Raw genomic sequence first — 17,942 nt, 5'->3', positions numbered from 1 at the left:
ACAGCCACGTAGACCCGGGATCGATACCCGCACCGCAATCGAGTACTACCTACGGATGCCTTTGCCCGGGGTAGTCCATACCGTGGAGATATCACTGGTTAAACATTGATTGCGAAGGTCTCTCCCATGTTTCAGCAAGAAGCCGGCGTGCCTGCTGGCAGCGGTAAAACGGACGCGCTCCTAGCAATACACCGGCCAACCCAGGGACGGCAGGATAAACCCTTCACCCGACAACAGACCGTTTCGGAGATCGTCGAAACCCTGACCTCAGGAGCAGGCTGCGGCGTTGTGCTCGTGGGCGAACACGGGGCCGGGAAGTCCTTCATCGCCCAGCGCGCCCTCGAACAGCTCGGCGATGACTACCTGGTTGTCCAGGTCCGCGGGAGTTCCATAGCCTCAAAGCTGCCCTACGGCGCCCTGAGCGTACTCCTCAATGACCTCGATGCCTCGCACCTGGAACACCCCCTCATGGTGCTGCGCGGACTCACCCACCTGCTGCAGACCAAAGCCCAGGGCCGCGGCGTCGTCCTGTTCGTGGACAACGCCCACGACCTGGATGACCTGTCCTGCATGATGGTGGCCCAGCTCAGCGCCGGAGGGCACGTGACGCTGCTCGCCGCCAGCGTGGACCTGCACCATGTTGGCGGGGACATCATGGGGCTCTGGAAGGACGACCTGCTCCGCCGCGTGGACCTGGAACCCTTCGACTTCGCCGAGACCTCGGCCACGCTCAACCAGGAGTACGGGGGACACTTCTCGCATTCCGCCGCCCGGGCGCTCTGGACTGCCAGCGGAGGGAACGCGCTCTTCCTGCATTCGCTGGCCCGGGAGCAGATCAAGCTCGGCACCGTCGTCCGGCAGGACGGCTCGTGGATCCTGGACGGACGCCCAATCGCGCTGACCGGTGAGGTGCGGGACGTCGTCAAGGCCCGGCTGAACCGGCTCAGCCCGGGCCAGCGCGACGTCTTCGAACTGTTGGCGCTCGCCGGCGCCGTCCCGCTGCAGACGCTCATGAGGATCTTCAATCCGCAGGACATGGACAACCTGCAGGAGCGCGCCCTGATCCAGGTCAGCCACGACCACCCGCCGATGGTCAGTGTCGCCAACGCGGTCACCGCGTCAATCGTCGCCAGCGTGGTCCCTCCGGGCCGCAGCGCGGAACTCCGGCGCCGGCTCACGGCCGTGCTGTCGGACACCGAACAGGCCAAAGCCGGCGGAGCCACGGACCTCGCCTGGGCGCTCGACTGCGGGGAGCGGATCAGCGCGGAAACCGCCGTGGCGGCCGCACGCCAGGCCAACAACGCCTCGGATCCCACTTCGGCGCTGAGGTTCATCCACGAAATCGATGGTTGCGGGGCGCTCGCCGGGGCGGTTGTCGAAACGGTGAAGGCCCATATCTCGTTCAACAACAACGAGTCCGCGCGGCGGATCCTCCACGGACTCGATGATTCTGCCGCCGACGAATACCCGCTGACCGAGTGGGTGGCCCTGCAGCTCCTTCGGGCCGAGCTGGACCACCGCAGCGCGGCCACCGCAGCCGAAGCCCCGGCCAGGTTGCGGATGGTCCGCGAGCGCCTTTACGGGCAGCCCGCGGAAGATCCGGCCGAACTGGAATGGGCCCGCGGGCAGCTGCGCCTCGCCGAAGTCAAACGTGCCGCCTTCGAGGGCCGCTATGACGACGTTCTGGCAGTCCGTGCCGATCTTGACCCCGAACTGGGCAGCGAAACCGGCATTCTCACCGCGAGCCTGCTCTGCGAGACCATGGCCGTCAGCGGAAATGTCCTCGGCGCCATGGCGCTGGGCAAGCAGATTATGGCGGCGGCCGCGACCGTCCCGCTGGCAGACACCACCGTGCGCGACATCAGGGGACGCTTCCTGCTGCTCCTGCTCCTTTCCGCGAAGTTCCGGGAGGCGTCTGCCTTTATTGCGACCGCGACCGGCACGGCCGAGCCGCACGCCCGCCTCGGGGGGATGTTCGAAATCGGCCAGGGTGTCATCGATCTTCATGCCGGGCGCCTTGAGAGCGCCATTCCCTGGCTGGAGGCCGGGATGTGGCAGCTCCGGACCCAGGATCCCGACGGGTTGTCCGGCCTGGCCACGGCCGCATGTGCTTATGCGGCAGGGCTCGCCGGCGACGAGGAAAAAGCCAGCCTGCTGCTCGCCGAAGTGGCGCAGCCGCAACGCCACGGTTCCTGGCTGGTTGGCCGGGTGACGCGCTACTTTGAGCTTTGCGCGCTGGCTGAACTCGGCCAACGCGCAGCTGCCATCCGCACCCTCCTCGCCGAGGCGGCGAGCGAGGCGGACGCCGGCTCGCCGGCCACCGGGCTGCTATTCCTGTCCGCGGCGGCACGGCTCGGGGACCGCCAGCTTTGCCAGAAGCTTGCCGGCCTCGCCGCCCAGGTCACCGGGCAGTTCGCCCAGCTGTGCCTGCGCCTGGCAGAGGGAGTGAAGGACGGCGCCAGCGAGCAGCTGCTGGCCGTGGCCAAGGATGCCGATGCCGCCGGGAACGCGCTCTTTGCCCGCGACGTGGCCCGGCGGGCGGTCTACTGCGCCAATGAAGCCGGGAACCGGATCGCGCTCCGCATCTCGCAGCGCACGGAACAGTCCCTCGATGACAGGTTCGGAAGCCCCGGAAACGGCCTGCATTCGCTGACCACCTCCACGCTGACGGCCCGCGAGTGCGAAGTGGCTGTCCGGGCGGCGGCCGGAACATCCAACCGCAAGATCGCGGAACAGATGCACGTTTCGGTCCGCACGGTGGAAGGCCACCTTTACCAGGTGTACTCAAAACTCCATGTCGCGAGCCGATCGGAGCTGAAGGATGTCATCTCGGCACCGGCGGCCAGCGCCCGCATCGGCTGACCGGCGCAGGGGCAGACCCGGCACGCGGGGCTCGGTCGACGACGGTGCGAGGGGCCCGCTGTGGAAGGCCTGACCGATGCGGCCACCCTGATCGGCCGATTCGGCGTCGTCCGGGACGTGATCCACTGCCTGCGCGAGGAGGGCAGGGCCGGGGCCTTGATTGTCGGGGGAGCGGGGTCCGGGAAAACCGTCGTCATCAAGGCCGTGCTGGCGGAGCTTCGGCCGCAGGGAGCAGTGATCCGCCTCGCCGCCACGCCGGCGCTCGCAGCGGTCCGCTTCGGAGCGCTGACGCCCTACCTGGCGGGCCTGCCGGACCACGATCTCGATTCCTATGCGGCCGTGCTGGGGGCGGTGACTGCCAGCCTCAGATCCGAGCCGGCCCTCGCGCTGTTCGTGATCGACGACGCCCAACACCTGGACCGGGGGACTATCCAGCTGATCGCCCAGGCGGTCGCCACCGGCGCGGCGCGGCTGCTCGCCGCCTGCCGGCCTGGTCCGCTGGTCCCCGAGGAGTTCCTGGCGCTCTGGGGCGACGGCCTCATCTCGAAGTTTGACCTGGCCGCCCTGAGCTGGGGCGAGGTGCACCAACTCTGCGAACAGGTGCTGCGGGCGGACGTGTCTCCGTGGGTGAGCGAACTGTTCGCCAAAATGACCGCGGGCAATCCGTTCATGCTGATGTCGCTGATAGACCATGCACGGGACACAGGCGCGATCGGAAAGCGCCGCGGAACGTGGTTCCTCCTGGCCCCGCCGGACCTCGGCGATGTCCCGGCAGCGGATCTGGTGGACCACCAGCTCCGTTCCATGTCAGCGGAGGAAAAAACCGCCGCCGCCATCGTCGCCCTGGCCGGGCCCCTGTCGCTGGGCCAGATTCTCCGGTTCAGCAGCCCCCGTGCCGTCGACGCCCTTGAAATGGCCGGAATCATCACAGTCTCGCGGGACCTGGAGCGCATCGTCAGGCCGGCCAGCCCGCTCATCGGCGAAATCATCCGCCGCCGCGTCCCTGCGGGCCGGAGTGTCAGCCTCAGGTCCAGCCTCCTGGCCCTTCCCTGGGTGGGCGCCGTGCACCCGGACGCATTCCTGAACCAGGTGCGCTGGTCGCTGGATTCCGGCGCGGAACCAGCGTCCCCGGAACTGCTCGCGGCTGCCACGGCCGCCAACGCGGGCCTGGACGCCGCGACGGCGATCCGGGCCGCCGGGGCGATCCAGGAGGACCGGTTCATGTCGGAGGCCAAGATCCAGCTGGCCTATTCCAGCTATATCCTCGGCCGCCACGGGGAGGCGGCCGACTTTCTCGAGGCCGCGCAGCCGTGGCGGTACGGCCGCGCGTCCTATCTCGCCGCACTCCTGGCTGCCCGGCTCGGGAACTTGGTGGCAGGCGTCGATGTGCCGCGTGAGGCTGGCGCCGGGGAACCGATTCCCGGCATCCGGGATGAGCCGGCGTGGGCGGAGGCAAGCGTGGGCCTCGCCACCGCACTCTTGCTGGAGGACTGGGAGGGGAGGACCACGGAGCTTCAGGAGAGGCTTCGGGAGCTGATCACCGCCGCCGACGCCAACGCGGAAATCCGTATCCCGGCGATGTCGCGCCTGGCCGAGGTCTGGACCGCGCAAGGCCGGGTGCTGGAGGGACTGGGTCTCGGCCGGGAGGCCTGGCGCGACGTGCAGGAGGACGGCCTGGTGCTTCCCCTCGTCCACGAGGACGTCCTGGCGCGGTACTGCCTGAGCCTGATCCGGGCCGGGGAGTGGGAGGAACTCGCTTCGGTCCTGGACGAGTATTCCTCGAACCTGGCCCCGCGGCTGGTGTACAGCGGCGGACTGCTGCACGTGATGCGCGGCTACTCCCGGCTGCGGCAGGGGCGGGTCCCGGAAAGCCTGGCGGAGCTGCTGCTCGGCGTCGAAGAACTCCTGATCGCCGACCCCTGGGAACTGTCCGCCTTCGCCCGTGCGGTGACAGCCTACGCCGCCTCCGCCGTCGGGCATCCAGGCGAGGCGGCAGAGCAGGCGCAAGCCTTCCGCAGCGCCGCCTACCGGGCGCCGGGGACACTGCGGCTGCTCGCAGAGGCTTACTGTACCGCCGCCGAACAGGCCTCCGGCGGGGACGCGAACGACGCGCGCCGCGAGCTGGGCCGGCTCGCGGACGAGGCGCAGCAGCAGGGGCTCAGAGCCGTCGAGACCGACATCCGCCGGTTGGCCCTCCGTGGCGGGGACACTGCAGCCGCCGCGGCGCTGGCGGCCAGCAGCGGCGCCGTCGACGTGCCGGAGGCGCGCCTGCTGCGGGCCTACGCGCTCGCCGTCACGGCCGCGGATTCGACGGCGCTCACGGCGCTCAGCGACCGGGCCGTGAACGCGGGGCACCTGCTGCTGGCGCTCGAAGCCGCGCAGCAGGCCGCACGACTGCTGGAGAACGACCCGGAAAAATGGAAGCTCACAGCCGTGCAGCGCAAGGTGCACCGCCGGATGGTCGCGGCCGGCATGTCCGGTCCATTGAACAACGCCCAAGGTGAACACCGTGCCGAGTTGACCGCCCGCGAATCCGAGATCCTGAAGCTGGTGACGGCCGGGGACACGAACGCGGAAATTGCCGCCAAACTCACCGTTTCCCAGCGGACCGTCGAGGGGCACCTGTACCGGATCTTCGGGAAGCTCGGCGTCAGCCGCCGCGGCGAACTCATGGAAATCCAAAAGGATCTTGATTTGCCCTAGCCTCCAGACCGACAGTAACCAAGGCATCGAGGGCGCCCAGTCCCGCAGTTACAGGCGTCCCCCGGTGGCCTGCGTATCGAGCGAGTGACACCAACGCCGGACGAGTATGGCCAAGTAGTTCCGCAGCCAGGAAAGAGGGAGAAGTCGGGTAAATCCTACTCGTGTGCAGATCCGGCCCCCGCGATTGACTTAAGTCAGTCCCGGGAACGACTCAAAAAGTCCTAAAATTAGTATTTAGAGGGCGGTATTGGAACGCGGGCAACCGCAGCAGCCACCGGAAACGCTGGCTGCGTAGACACCTCCCACACCCGAACTCCTTCATTGGAACGGTACGGTGCCGCAGGCGGCAGCCGTACCCCAAAGACGGAGCCGGCGGCGTCAGAGCCTTCTGAGACCGAGGCTCTCCCCCCAGCCGCCGCCGGCTCCCTTTTTACGGTCTGCAGCACGGAAAGTCGGGGGAACTGCCGTAGACGCGGCAACGGACACCGCGCCCGCCCTAGTAGGCGAGGCAACGGTTCGGATCAAAGCCCCGCCAGGGTGCCACGGCACCCGGCGGGGCATTTGACGTTCCGGAACCGTTTCGGGACATGTGCCGGCTTCACCGCGGAGCACAATCCGGCGGGCCGCCAGCGGTACGGATGTCCCTGTGGCCCGCCTGGCCCGACTCAACGGCCGGGCCGAAACCGGGCGCCGCCGGAACGTGGGATAATTAGGTCTAATCTGCGTGACGTAATAGGACCAGCCCGGCCGGGCGCCCCCGCTACGCCCCAGCGAAAGCCGATCCAGGAGTTACTGCCCATGGTTGCCACACCAGCCCATCTCCTCCGCTCAGCCACGGCGCTGGGCAACGAGGAGGTCCTGCGGATCCGCAACGACTTCCCGATCCTGCACCGGTCCGTCAACGGGCACCCGCTCGTCTACCTGGATTCCGGTGCCACGTCACAGAATCCGCTCAGCGTGCTGGAAGCGGAGCAGGAGTTCTACGAACAGCGGAACTCCGCGGTGCACCGCGGCGCGCACTACCTCGCGGTGGAGGCCACCGAGGCCTTCGAGGACGCCCGCGAGACCGTGGCGGGCTTCATCGGCGCGGACCCGGACGAACTGATCTGGACGTCCAACGCCACCGAGGGCCTGAACCTGCTCAGCTACTCCTTCCTGAACGCCTCCCTGCCCGGCGCCCCGGCGGAAGCCGCCCGCTTCGCGCTGGCCGCCGGCGACGAGATCGTGGTCACCGAGATGGAGCACCACGCCAACCTGATTCCCTGGCAGCAGCTGGCGGACCGGACCGGCGCCGTACTGAAGTTCATCCCCGTCGACGATGCCGGCGCCCTGGACCTCGACGCCGCCGCGCGCCTGATGGGCGGCCGCACCCGCGTGCTGGCCTTCACCCACGCCTCCAACGTCCTGGGGACCATCAACCCGGTGTCCACGCTGGTCCCGCTGGCCCGCGCCGTCGGTGCCCTCGTCGTGCTGGACGCCTGCCAGTCCGCCCCGCACCTGCCCCTCGACGTCAAGGCCCTGGACGTGGACTTCGCCGTTTTCTCGGGGCACAAGATGCTCGGCCCCACCGGAATCGGCGGACTCTACGGGCGCTCGGAACTGCTCAATGCCATGCCTCCCTTCCTGACCGGCGGCTCCATGATCACCACTGTCACGATGGAGCGCGCCGGTTTCCTGCCCAGCCCGCAGCGCTTCGAGGCCGGCACCCAGAAGATCTCCCAGGCCGTTGCGCTCGCCGCCGCCGCCAACTACCTCAGCGAAACCGGCCTGGCCCGGATCCACGCCTGGGAAACGGAACTGGGCCAGCGGCTCGTGGCAGGCCTCGCGGCCATCCCCGGGATCCGCGTGCTGGGCCCGGCGGCGGGGGAGGAACGGATCGGCCTGGCCGCGTTCGACGTCGCCGGAGTGCACGCGCACGACGTCGGGCAGTTCCTGGACAGCCGCGGGATCGCCGTCCGCGTGGGCCACCACTGCGCCCAGCCGCTGCACCGCCGGCTCGGACTCACCGCGAGCACGAGGGCCAGCACCTACCTGTACAACACCACGGACGACGTCGACGCGTTCCTCGACGCCGTCGCCGGGGTCCGCGGATACTTTCAAGCCTGAGGACGGCACTGCATGAGTCTTGACCAGCTGTACCAACAGATCATCCTGGAGCACTCCAAAGCACGCCACGGCAGCGGCCTGGCCGGCGCCGGAGTGCCCGAAGGGGCCAGCAGCGGCCAGTCGCACCAGCTCAACCCGGTCTGCGGCGACGAAATCACGTTGCGGGTGTCGGTGGCAGGCGGAAAGGTCAGCGAGCTGCGCTGGGACGGCGAGGGCTGTTCGATCTCGATGGCGTCGGCCTCAGTGCTGACCGACCTCGCCGAGGGTCTGGATACGGACGAGCTGCGCAGCGTGATCGACAGCTTCCGCGAGGTGCTGCGCTCCCGCGGCAAGGTGCCCGCCGACCCGGAGATCCTGGGCGACGCGGCGGCCTTTGAAGGTGTGTCCCGCTACGCCGCTCGGGTCAAGTGCGCGATGCTCTCCTGGGTCGCTGCCGAGGACGCCCTCGGCCAGGCGGTCGCGGCCCAGAACCGTACCTCCTAGGTCCGTACCTCTTAGGACCCAGGCGGCCAGGACCGCAGGGGCCAGGACCGCAGGGGCCTCAAGGGGCCCAGCGGCGCCGCCGGACCAGCAATGTGAGCAGGGCGCCGAGGACGGCCCCCAGGGTGTTGGCCAGGACATCGGCCATCGTGGGATAGCGTCCGGGCAGGAAGAGCAACTGTGCAAGTTCGATGGCGCACGAGATCAGGAGCCCGGCGGCCGCGCCGACCCACCAGTAGCCACGGCCGATGATTAAGGCCACGAGGGCGCCCAGCGGAACGAAGAGCAGCACATTGGCGGCGGACTCCACAAAGCCGTAGTCGACCCAGCCGGGAATGCCTCGGCCGTGCAGCCACCTCAACGCCGCGCGCAGCAGCCCGGCGACCGGGCGGTCCACCGGCTGCGGCCACAGGGCGACGGCAGCCAGCACCGCGACGTAGGCGATGAGTCCCCACGTGGCCACGCGCTGGGGCCGCAAGGCATCCCCCTTCGGCAGTGGACAGGCATTTTCCTGAGTCTAGCCCCGCCGCCGCCGCGGGGTTAACCCAACTGGCTCGCAGTTGTTGTCGTTTTGAAGAGTCATAACGTCAACAACTGCGAGCCAGTTGGCCGGGGGAGAGCCGGTCAGTTCAGCAGGCCCGTGATCCCGATCGCCGCCGTCGCCGCGCCGAGCAGCATCGAAATGCTGACCAGCACGACGTGGACGGTGAGGAAGCGGGTGGCCTTGCCGCCGGCGTCGCGCGCCCGCGGGTCCTTCATGACCCGGCGCAGGAACTGGGGCCAGACGGCCAGGGACCAGACGCCGGCCACGATCAGGACGGCGGCCAGGGCACCGGGCAGCTCCATCGCCTAGTGGCTTTCGAGCCAGGCCTGGGCCTGCGTGGACTGGATGTTGAGGGCCTTGCCGACCATCGGCTCGGCCGCGTCGGCGATCTTCCCGCCCAGCAGCGGCACGGACGAGGTGACCGTTCCCTCCAGCTCGATCCGGGTGCTGCCGCCGTCGGCCACGAGGCGCTGCACGGCGTTGACGTCCAGCGGGGCGCCGGCGACCTTCAGCGAGATGTTGCTCTGCCGCGAACCGTCGGCCTCCGGGGCGCCCCAGCTCTCCAGCTGCGTCACCTTCAGGCTCTCACCGACGAACTTACGGGCCAGGTCCGGCATCCGGGTCGTGGGGATGGTGCGGACCGTCGTGGTGTTGAAGGCGCCGGCGGGGTCGCCGTCGACGGTAAACGATTCAAGGGTTCCGCCGACGAGTTCGCTGGTGTGGCGCAGGAAGTCCTCGTTGACGAAAACTGCCGTGACGCTCTCAACGCTGTGCGGAAGGGTGGTGGATGCACTCAGGGCCATTGGGGGTCCTCCATGGGGTGGGGCTGGACGTTTCGGGCTCCCAACATCCTACGCGGTGGGCCCCGCCGGTTCCGATTCGGCGGCTGGCTCCGTCTCTGCGAGGCGCTGCGCCGCTGCCGCGATATTCCGCGACATCGCGGGGAAAATGAGGCTGTGGAACGGCAGGACCGCGAGCCAGTAGAGCTTGCCGCTGAGGCCCTTCGGGAAGAAGATGGCCCGTTGCCGGTAGCGGCTGCCGGTGCCCTCGGGTTCGACCGAAAGTTCCAGCCAGGCCCGGCCGGGTGCCCGCATCTCGGCCCGCAGCCGGAGCAGCCGGCCGCGGTCGATCCGCTCGACCCGCCACCAGTCCACCACCTCGCCTTCGGCCAGCAGGTGCGGGTGCCGCCGGCCGCGCGCCAGGCCCGCGCCGCCGGTGAGCTTGTCCAGCCATCCGCGTACGCTCCAGGCCAGCGGCAGCGAGTACCAGCCGTTGCGGCCGCCGATGCCTTCGATGATGGTCCAGACGTGTTTCGGGTCCACCGCACTGGAGTAGCTGCGCTCGTCGAGGTAGACGCGGTGGCCGGCCCACTCCGGATCGCTCGGCAGCGGATCGGCGTCGGCTCCGGCGCTGGCCCAGGTGGTCTCCACCTGGCCGTCCCGTTCCTTGCCCAGCGCCAGGGCGACGGCCCGCCGGTAGGGGGTGAGGCCGCCCTCGGGCAGCGGGATGTAGGAGTCGATGTCATGCTCCCGGGAGACGGCGTCGTGCTGCAGCGACTCCACCAGGGGCAGCGACATGGACAGCGGGATCGGCGTGGTCAGCGCGACCCACATGCCCGCGAGCTTGGGCGCGGGGATGGGAAGGGCAAGCACCACCCGGTGCGGGAGTCCGGCCTCCGCCGCGTACTCCTGCATCATCCCGGCGTAGCTGAGCACCTGCCGTGAGCCGATGTCGAAGGTGCGGTTGATCTTGCCCTCCAGCGACGCCGCACCGACAAGGTAGTACAGCACGTCCCGCACCGCGATGGCCTCGATCTTGTTCCGTACCCAGCTGGGGGCGGGCATCACCGGCAGGGTCTCGGACAGGTGCCGGATCATTTCGAAGGAGGCCGAGCCGGAGCCGATCACCACGCCGGCCTGGAACACGACCGCGTCCACCGGGCCGTCGAGGAAGACCTTGCCCACGGCCTCGCGGGAGCGCATGTGGGTGGAGAGCTCGGCGCCGGAGGGGTGCAGCCCGCCGAGGTAGACGATCCGGTCCACGCCGGCCCCCGCGGCCGCCTGCGCCGCCGTCTCGGCCATCGCCTTTTCCTTCGCCTCGAACCCGGCGCCGCCGGCCATCGAGTGGACCAGGTAGTAGAGCACGTCGACGCCGGCCAGCGCCTCCTGCAGCGCCGCGCCGTCGTCGAGGCTGCTCTGGACCACCTCGACCTGGTCCAGCCAGGGGACGCCGGCGATTTTGGCCGGGGTGCGGACCAGGACCTTCACCCGGTGGCCGGCCTCAAGCAGCCGGGGGACCAGCCGGCCGCCGATGTAACCGGTGGCGCCGGTCACGAGCACGGTCTTCGGGTTCGTGGCGTTGGGGGTGCCGTTCATGGGTGGCTCCTTCATCATTGCGGATATAAGCCATTCGGAGCGCCGGCCGCGCTGGACTGCAGCCTGGACGGCCGGATCCCCGTCCTGCCAGCTTAGTCCCGGGTGCCGGCCCGCCTCCGGGTCGCGGTAGGCTGGAAGTACCCGGGATTCTTGCGAATTTCGGGTATTCGTGTTGCCTGCATGCCCGTGATCACCCCAGGAGTTCCCGCCATGAGCCTCAACGGCCCTTCTCTCACCGGTCTGCGGCGTGTCCTCGCCGAGGACACGTCCTTTGCCCGGGTGCAGGCCGAAGCGTCCCGGCCGTTCACGGCCCGCAGCGAGGACTACCAGATCAGCGCCCCCGCCGGGCTGCGCGCCGCGCTGCTCGCGGAGATGGCCGACGGCCTCGCGTCCGACGGCGGGGCTGCCGGCGGCGGGGCTGCCGACGGCGCCGCCGCCCCGGTGGTGCTGGCCGTCACCGCCACCGGCCGCGAGGCCGAAGACCTTGCCGCCGCGCTGGGCGCCTTCCTGCCGGCCGGCACGGTCGCGGAATTCCCCAGCTGGGAGACCCTCCCGCACGAGCGGCTCTCGCCGCGCTCGGACACCGTCGGCCGCCGGCTCTCCGTGCTCCGCCGCCTCGCGCACCCCGAGGCCGGGGGCGCCCTGCGCGTCGTCGTCGCCCCGGTCCGGGCCGTGGTGCAGCCGATCGTGGCCGGGCTCGGCGAGCTGGTCCCGGTGACCCTCAAGCTCGGCCAGGAGGTCCCGTTCGGCGACGTCGTGAAGAACCTCGCCGACGCCGCCTACGCCCGGGTGGACATGGTCACCCGGCGCGGTGAATTCGCGGTCCGCGGCGGCATGCTGGACGTTTTCCCGCCCACCGAGGACCACCCGATCCGGGTGGAATTCTTCGGCGACGAGGTCGAGCAGATGCGCTGGTTCGCCGTCGCCGACCAGCGCTCGCTAACCGCGCCGGGCGTGCACCACCCCACCGAACTGCACGCCCCGCCCTGCCGCGAAATCCTGATCACGCCCTCGGTGATGTCCCGGGCCGCGACGCTGAAGTCCCAGCTGCCGGCCGCGGCGGACATGCTGGAAAAGATCGCCGGCGGCATCGCCGTCGAGGGAATGGAATCCCTGGCCCCGGTGCTGGTCGATTCCATGGTGCCCTTCCTGGACCAGTTCCCGGAGGGCTCCATCTCGGTGGTGATTGAACCCGAAAAGGTCCGCACCCGCGCCCACGACCTCGCCGCCACCAACGAGGAGTTCCTCGAGGCAGCCTGGTCCACGGCCTCCGACGGCGGGACCGCCCCGCTGGACTTGAGCTCCGCGGCCTCGGAGGCCCTGCACTCGGCGAGTTTCCGCTCGCTGGGCGAGACCCGCAGCACAGCCCTCGCGCACGGAGTCTCCTGGTGGTCCATCACCTCGCTCGCCAGCGACGAGGAACTGCTGCCGGAGATCGACGTGCTGAACCTGCACGCCCGCGAACCCCGCGGCTACCAGGGCGACGTGGCCGAGATGATGGACTTCATCGGTTCGCACGTGCGGGAACAGTGGCGGATCGTCGTCGCCACCGAGGGCCCCGGCCCGGCGCAGCGCCTCGCCGAACTGTTCCACGACAACGACATCCCGTGCGCCCGGGTGGAAACCCTCGACGCCGACCCGCAGCCCGGCCTGATCGAGGTGACCACCGCCGCCGTCGGCCGCGGTTTCGTCCTTGACCGGCTCAAGGTGGCCCTGCTGACCGAGGCCGACCTGCTGGGCCGCACCTCCGCCGGGTCCACCAAGGACATGCGCCGGATGCCGTCCAAGCGGCGCAACGCCGTGGACCCGCTGCAACTGCTGGCCGGCGACTTCGTGGTGCACGAACAGCACGGCATCGGCCGGTTCGTGGAGCTGATCCAGCGCAAGGTCGCGGGCGGGGGAGACGGCGTGCGCGAATACCTGGTGCTCGAATACGCGCCTTCCAAGCGCGGTGCCCCGGGTGACCGGCTCTTCGTCCCCACCGACCAGCTGGACCAGGTCACCCGCTACGTCGGCGGCGACACCCCGGTGCTGAGCAAGATGGGCGGCTCGGACTGGGCCAGCACCAAGTCCAAGGCGCGCAAGGCCGTCAAGGAGATCGCCGGCGAACTGATCCGGCTGTACTCGGCCCGGATGGCCTCCCGCGGCCACGCCTTCGGCCCCGACACCCCGTGGCAGCGCGAACTCGAGGAAGCCTTCCCCTACGTGGAGACCCCGGATCAGCTGACCACCATCAACGAGGTCAAGGCGGACATGGAACGGGAGATCCCGATGGACCGCCTGGTCTCCGGCGACGTCGGCTACGGCAAGACCGAGATTGCCGTCCGGGCGGCGTTCAAGGCGGTCCAGGACGGCAAGCAGGTGGCCGTGCTGGTGCCCACCACGCTGCTGGCGCAGCAGCACTACGAGACCTTCACCGAGCGCTTCTCCGGCTTCCCGCTGCGGGTCAAGCCGCTGTCCCGCTTCCAGGGCGCCAAGGAGGCCAAGGAAACGGCCGAGGGAGTGAAGAACGGCTCGGTGGACGTCGTGATTGGCACGCACCGGCTGCTGTCCAAGGACTTCGCGTTCAAGGACCTTGGCCTCGTGATCGTGGACGAGGAGCAGCGCTTCGGCGTCGAACACAAGGAAGCGCTGAAGAAGATGCGCACCAACGTGGACGTCCTGGCCATGAGCGCCACCCCCATCCCGCGCACCCTGGAGATGTCGCTGACCGGCATCCGCGAAACGTCCACGCTGGCGACCCCGCCGGAGGAGCGGCACCCCGTGCTCACCTACGTCGGCCCGTACACGGACAAGCAGACGTCGGCCGCGATCCGCCGCGAGCTGATGCGCGAAGGACAGGTCTTCTTCGTGCATAACCGGGTTTCCACGATCGAACGCACCGCAGCGAAGATCCGCGAACTGGTCCCGGAAGCCCGCGTCGAGGTGGCGCACGGCAAGATGTCCGAAAGCCGGCTGGAACAGATCATCGTGGACTTCTGGGAGAAGCGCTTCGACGTCCTGGTCTGCACCACCATCATCGAGACCGGGCTGGACATCTCCAACGCCAACACCCTGATTGTCGACGGCGCGGACAAGTACGGGCTCTCCCAGCTGCACCAGCTGCGCGGGCGCGTGGGCCGCGGCCGGGAACGGGCCTACGCCTACTTCCTCTATCCCTCCGAAAAGCCGCTGGGCGAGGTGGCGCTGGAACGGCTCAAGGCCGTAGCGACGCACAACGAACTCGGCGCCGGCATGCAGCTGGCCATGAAGGACCTCGAGATCCGCGGCGCCGGCAACCTGCTTGGCGGCGAGCAGTCCGGCCACATCCAGGGCGTCGGCTTCGACCTCTACATCCGGCTGGTCGGCGAGGCCGTGGCGGACTACCGGGGCGAGGCCGAGGAGAAGGCCGCGGAGATGAAGATCGAGCTGCCGGTCAACGCGCACCTGCCGCACGACTACGTACCCGGTGAGCGGTTGCGCCTCGAGGCCTACCGGAAGCTGGCCGCGGCACTGAGCAATGAGGCGATCGAGGAGGTCGAGGCCGAGCTCGTGGACCGCTACGGGGAGCTGCCGCTGCCGGCGAAGAACCTCGTCGCGGTGGCCCGTTTCCGGGTCGGGGCGCGCGAGGCCGGCCTCACTGACGTCGCCCTGCAGGGCAACTTCATCAAGTTCTCGCCGGCCCAGCTGCCGGAGTCCAAGCTGATGCGGCTGGCCCGGATGTACCCCGGCTCGCAGGCGAAACCGGCTTTGGACGCGGTGCTGATCCCCAAGCCCAAGACTGCCCGGATCGGCGGCCGCGACCTGCAGGATGCCGAGATCCTGGCCTGGGCCAACGGCGTGATCGAGGCGATCTTCTCCGACGTCCCGCTCTCGGTGGGCTAAACCGTGATGGGAGGACACCACGCCGCGTCCGGGGCCGCGGCGTGGGTGGCTATTGCCTCGACCGGGCCCTACGCGCTGGGCTGGTATCCGCTGGATGCAACCGGCATCGTGATCGGCGGGATGGCAACGGCCGGGACTGCGCTGGTCTGCGACTGGGACCACCGCTCCAGCACGGTGGCGCATGCCCTGCCGCCGCTCTCGAACATGATCGCCGTGGGGATCGAGAATGCCTCCGGCGGCCACCGCCAGGGCACCCACTCGGTCCTCGGCGCCGCGTTCTTCGTGTTGCTCGCGGCCATGGCCGGGCAGGCCCAGCTGCAGACGGACTGGGGGCTGCTCTCCGTGGGCGCAGGGCTGCTGTGCATGTTCATGATCAACATTGCCGCAAAGGCGCTGAAGCTGTTTCCCAAGTACGGCTGGATCAGCAACTGGATCTTCGCCCTGGCCATGGCGGGCCTGGTGACCTGGTTCGCGCCGCACCAGTGGTTCTGGCTGCCGGTGTCGATGCTCACCGGCGTCCTGGTGCACATCGTGGGCGACATGATCACCACCGGGGGAGTGCCGCTGCTCTGGCCGTTGGTGGTCAAGCCGCCGAAGTTCCTGCGCAGGCTGCCGTTGGTCAAGGACATCTGGAAGGCCAACGGGGCATTTTCCATCCCGCTGCTGGGCCGGGCCGGCTCGCGGCGCGAATGGTTCGTGCTGATCCCGGTCAGCGCGTACGCCATGGTCGGGATGTTCTCCGCCGTGCTTGCCCTGGCCAAGGGGCATTTCCCGGCCGCCCTCGCGCTGGGGACCGCGCTGGTCAGCCGCCTGCTGGCCGTCGTCGGCGGTTAGGGCCGCCGCGCTTTTCCGCTGCGGTTCCGGACGTGCGCGGCACGGATCCCGGGTGCCTTAGCCCGCATCCGCCGCGCTTGTCCGGACCGGCCGCTTAAACATCTGAAGCCCCGGAAAACCGGGGCTTCAGTTCGAAGCGTGGTTAGCTCTCGCCTGCGGAGTCGGAGCGGCCCGTGATGGTCTGCGGGATCCAGAATGCCAGGGCGAACAGGATGAGGCAGGCGGCCATCGGCCAGGGGTTGCCCAGGCTGAGGAAGGACAGCGAATACAGGGCGCCGAAGAACAGGGCCATCATCAGGACAAACAGCACGACGCTGGATGCCAGGCTGTTTTCGCCGCGCTGGGTCTTGGTGGTGTTACTGGACATTCGTTCCTCCTCGGCCCCGCGGGGCTCAAAAACTGTGGCGGCAGCGGCTGTGACCGGTGCGCGGTCAGTACGCGGACGAACCCTGTTCGCCCTTGACGATCGCGATGCCGGAGCTGGCGCCAATACGTGTTGCACCTGCAGCAATCATAGCCTGCGCGTCGGCGAGCGAACGCACGCCGCCCGAGGCCTTGACACCGAGCCCCGGACCCACGGTGCGGCGCATCAGGGCGACGTCCTCGGCCGTGGCTCCGCCGCCGTTGAATCCGGTGGAGGTCTTCACGAAGTCCGCGCCGGCCTCGACGGCGGCCTCGCAGGCGAGGACCTTCTGGGCGTCGTCGAGCAGTGCGGTCTCGATGATGACCTTCAGGATGGCGCCGCCGGAGTGGACGGCCTCGGCAACGGCGCGGATGTCATCCACCAGGGCGCCTTTGTCGTTCGCGCGTGCCGCGGCGATGTTGATCACCATGTCGATCTCGTCGGCGCCGTCGAGCACCGCGCCGCGGGCTTCGAAGGCCTTGACGTCGCTGGGGGTGGCGCCCAGCGGGAAGCCGATCACGGAGCAGGTCAGCACGCCGGAACCCCTGAGCGCGGTCTTGACGGTCTTGACCCAGATGGGGTTCACGCAGACGGACTTGAAGTGGTACTCGGCCGCCTCGGCGCAGACCTTCAGGACCTCGGCCTCACTGGCCTCCGGCTTGAGCAGGGTGTGGTCGATGTACGAGGCAATGTTGCCCGCAGCGCCCTGGTTGTCGGTGCCGGCGGCGTCGGTGGCCGTGTTGGCTTCGTTGCTCATGATGGTCCCTTTCCTGGCGGACCTGGTTCATGCCCGGTCCGGCGTGCTGACACGGCGTGTGTCGTGGCTTCTCAGTGCACCATCTTGCCATAACGTCACCCGGCCGGCGTCGGGCCTACGCCGCCTGCGCGATGGGCTCTGAGAGGGACGCCTGAAGTAGCGCCGCGGCGCAGACGCCGGCGGCGGAACCGGCGGCGACCAGCAGGCCCAGCCGTACGCCGTCGTACGCCGCCGCGTCGCCGATGGCCCAGATCCCCGGCACGGAGGTCCGGTAGTCCGTGCCCACCACGATGCCGCCCTGCGGCGCGGTGGCCAGGCCGGCGGTGCGGGCGAGGCTGTCGCGGGAAACGCGCTCTTCGGCGAGGACTACGAGGTCCCCGCTCATGCTGGAGCCGTCGTCGAACACGATCCCGGCGGCGGGCAGCGCGGAGCCGGCGAGGGTGGGGACGACGGCGGACGGGCGCAGCGTGGTGCGGACGGGCCGGACGCCGCGCGCCCGGAGCACCGCCTCGGCCTGGCCCGCGGCGGTGCCGGTGCCCACCAGGATGCCCAGCGGCCTGCGGCCCAGGACCCGGGTGACGTCCTTGACGGCGTCGCCCAGGCGGGTGGCGTCATCAATCGTGGAGTAGCTGAGGCAGCGGCCCGCACCCTCGATCGGCGCGAGGGCCGGCGTCGAACCGGTGGCGATTACCAGCTGGTCGTAGCTGAACTCGAGGCCGTCCGCGGTGGTGACCCGCCGCTCCGCCGCGTCGATGAAGCTGGCAGGCTGCCCGAAGCGGACCGAGACCTGGGGCAGGGCGGCGAGTTCCAGCAGCTCCTCCGGGGCATCGTCGCGGTTGCTGAGCACGGTGATGCCGCCGGCGAAAGGGGTGCGCGTGAGCTGGCGGACCAGCGCCTGGGCGGCCGGGCCGGCCCCGGCGACGACGATCCGCGGCCGGGTCTGGGCGGTGGCGGACACGGTGGAGATGGCGGACGCTTCCGTAACGGACATGTGCTGGCCCTTTCGCTGGTGGG

At 69.5% G+C, this 17,942-nt stretch carries 13 protein-coding genes; 6 read left to right on the top strand and 7 right to left on the bottom strand.

Annotation, left to right across the window (positions count from 1 at the left end):
• The first annotated feature begins 126 nt into the window (after nt 1-126).
• From AC1DH3_RS11165 to sufU, 4 genes are all read left to right on the top strand, one after another.
• Entirely contained in the window at nt 127-2,862 is a 2,736-nt protein-coding gene (locus tag AC1DH3_RS11165; protein ID WP_476909339.1) for a helix-turn-helix transcriptional regulator, read from the top strand.
• 60 nt (nt 2,863-2,922) lie between these two features.
• Nucleotides 2,923-5,565 carry a helix-turn-helix transcriptional regulator gene (locus AC1DH3_RS11160; protein ID WP_476909338.1) on the top strand — a complete coding sequence of 881 codons (2,643 nt, stop codon included), beginning with the start codon at nt 2,923-2,925 and terminating at the stop codon, nt 5,563-5,565.
• A 792-nt stretch (nt 5,566-6,357) separates the two neighbouring features.
• The gene (locus tag AC1DH3_RS11155) at nt 6,358-7,671 is read left to right on the top strand and encodes a SufS family cysteine desulfurase (protein ID WP_476909389.1); all 1,314 of its coding nucleotides are present in this window, start codon (nt 6,358-6,360) and stop codon (nt 7,669-7,671) included.
• A 12-nt stretch (nt 7,672-7,683) separates the two neighbouring features.
• Nucleotides 7,684-8,154, top strand: coding sequence for a Fe-S cluster assembly sulfur transfer protein SufU (gene sufU, locus AC1DH3_RS11150; protein ID WP_476909337.1), 471 nt, complete (start codon nt 7,684-7,686; stop codon nt 8,152-8,154).
• Between the two features lie 58 nt (nt 8,155-8,212).
• Here the strand turns inward: sufU and AC1DH3_RS11145 are convergent, their stop codons facing one another.
• From AC1DH3_RS11145 to AC1DH3_RS11130, 4 genes are all read right to left on the bottom strand, one after another.
• Nucleotides 8,213-8,629: a VanZ family protein gene (locus tag AC1DH3_RS11145; RefSeq protein WP_441418439.1), complete on the bottom strand. Its 417-nt coding sequence runs from the start codon at nt 8,627-8,629 to the stop codon at nt 8,213-8,215.
• 146 nt (nt 8,630-8,775) lie between these two features.
• The gene (locus AC1DH3_RS11140) at nt 8,776-8,997 is read right to left on the bottom strand and encodes an SCO4848 family membrane protein (RefSeq protein WP_441418438.1); all 222 of its coding nucleotides are present in this window, start codon (nt 8,995-8,997) and stop codon (nt 8,776-8,778) included.
• 3 nt (nt 8,998-9,000) lie between these two features.
• Nucleotides 9,001-9,498 carry a DUF2505 domain-containing protein gene (locus AC1DH3_RS11135; RefSeq protein WP_476909336.1) on the bottom strand — a complete coding sequence of 166 codons (498 nt, stop codon included), beginning with the start codon at nt 9,496-9,498 and terminating at the stop codon, nt 9,001-9,003.
• Nucleotides 9,499-9,546: 48 nt separating this feature from the next.
• Complete coding sequence (locus AC1DH3_RS11130; protein WP_476909335.1) at nt 9,547-11,070, bottom strand: SDR family oxidoreductase; 1,524 nt, start codon at nt 11,068-11,070, stop codon at nt 9,547-9,549.
• Between the two features lie 210 nt (nt 11,071-11,280).
• Between AC1DH3_RS11130 and mfd the strand changes: the two genes are divergently transcribed.
• Nucleotides 11,281-14,934: a transcription-repair coupling factor gene (mfd, locus tag AC1DH3_RS11125; protein ID WP_476909334.1), complete on the top strand. Its 3,654-nt coding sequence runs from the start codon at nt 11,281-11,283 to the stop codon at nt 14,932-14,934.
• A gap of 6 nt (nt 14,935-14,940) precedes the next feature.
• Nucleotides 14,941-15,768: a metal-dependent hydrolase gene (locus AC1DH3_RS11120; RefSeq protein ID WP_476909333.1), complete on the top strand. Its 828-nt coding sequence runs from the start codon at nt 14,941-14,943 to the stop codon at nt 15,766-15,768.
• Nucleotides 15,769-15,910: 142 nt separating this feature from the next.
• Here AC1DH3_RS11120 and AC1DH3_RS11115 read toward each other — a convergent pair whose 3' ends face one another.
• From AC1DH3_RS11115 to AC1DH3_RS11105, 3 genes are all read right to left on the bottom strand, one after another.
• A complete protein-coding gene (locus tag AC1DH3_RS11115; RefSeq protein ID WP_175322755.1) occupies nt 15,911-16,135 on the bottom strand; it encodes a hypothetical protein in 225 nt (74 codons plus the stop codon).
• 64 nt (nt 16,136-16,199) lie between these two features.
• A complete protein-coding gene (gene deoC, locus AC1DH3_RS11110) occupies nt 16,200-16,928 on the bottom strand; it encodes a deoxyribose-phosphate aldolase (protein WP_476909332.1) in 729 nt (242 codons plus the stop codon).
• A gap of 115 nt (nt 16,929-17,043) precedes the next feature.
• Nucleotides 17,044-17,919, bottom strand: a complete 876-nt coding sequence (locus AC1DH3_RS11105) for an FAD-dependent oxidoreductase (protein WP_476909331.1) — start codon at nt 17,917-17,919, stop codon at nt 17,044-17,046.
• Between the last annotated feature and the right edge of the window lie 23 nt (nt 17,920-17,942).

The sequence above is a fragment of the Arthrobacter sp. 05L428 genome, assembly GCF_056397665.1.
The sequence above is the reverse complement of the archived record's forward strand: the minus strand, read 5'-3'. Positions and strand labels throughout refer to the sequence as shown.

Coding starts and splice junctions, on each gene's coding strand:
- mfd (WP_476909334.1), top strand. CDS start 11,281: ATGAGCCTCAACGGCCCTTCTCTCACCGGTCTGCGGCGTGTCCTCGCC.
- AC1DH3_RS11130 (WP_476909335.1), bottom strand. CDS start 11,070: ATGAACGGCACCCCCAACGCCACGAACCCGAAGACCGTGCTCGTGACC.
- deoC (WP_476909332.1), bottom strand. CDS start 16,928: ATGAGCAACGAAGCCAACACGGCCACCGACGCCGCCGGCACCGACAAC.
- AC1DH3_RS11165 (WP_476909339.1), top strand. CDS start 127: ATGTTTCAGCAAGAAGCCGGCGTGCCTGCTGGCAGCGGTAAAACGGAC.
- AC1DH3_RS11135 (WP_476909336.1), bottom strand. CDS start 9,498: ATGGCCCTGAGTGCATCCACCACCCTTCCGCACAGCGTTGAGAGCGTC.
- AC1DH3_RS11140 (WP_441418438.1), bottom strand. CDS start 8,997: ATGGAGCTGCCCGGTGCCCTGGCCGCCGTCCTGATCGTGGCCGGCGTC.
- AC1DH3_RS11120 (WP_476909333.1), top strand. CDS start 14,941: ATGGGAGGACACCACGCCGCGTCCGGGGCCGCGGCGTGGGTGGCTATT.
- sufU (WP_476909337.1), top strand. CDS start 7,684: ATGAGTCTTGACCAGCTGTACCAACAGATCATCCTGGAGCACTCCAAA.
- AC1DH3_RS11105 (WP_476909331.1), bottom strand. CDS start 17,919: ATGTCCGTTACGGAAGCGTCCGCCATCTCCACCGTGTCCGCCACCGCC.
- AC1DH3_RS11115 (WP_175322755.1), bottom strand. CDS start 16,135: ATGTCCAGTAACACCACCAAGACCCAGCGCGGCGAAAACAGCCTGGCA.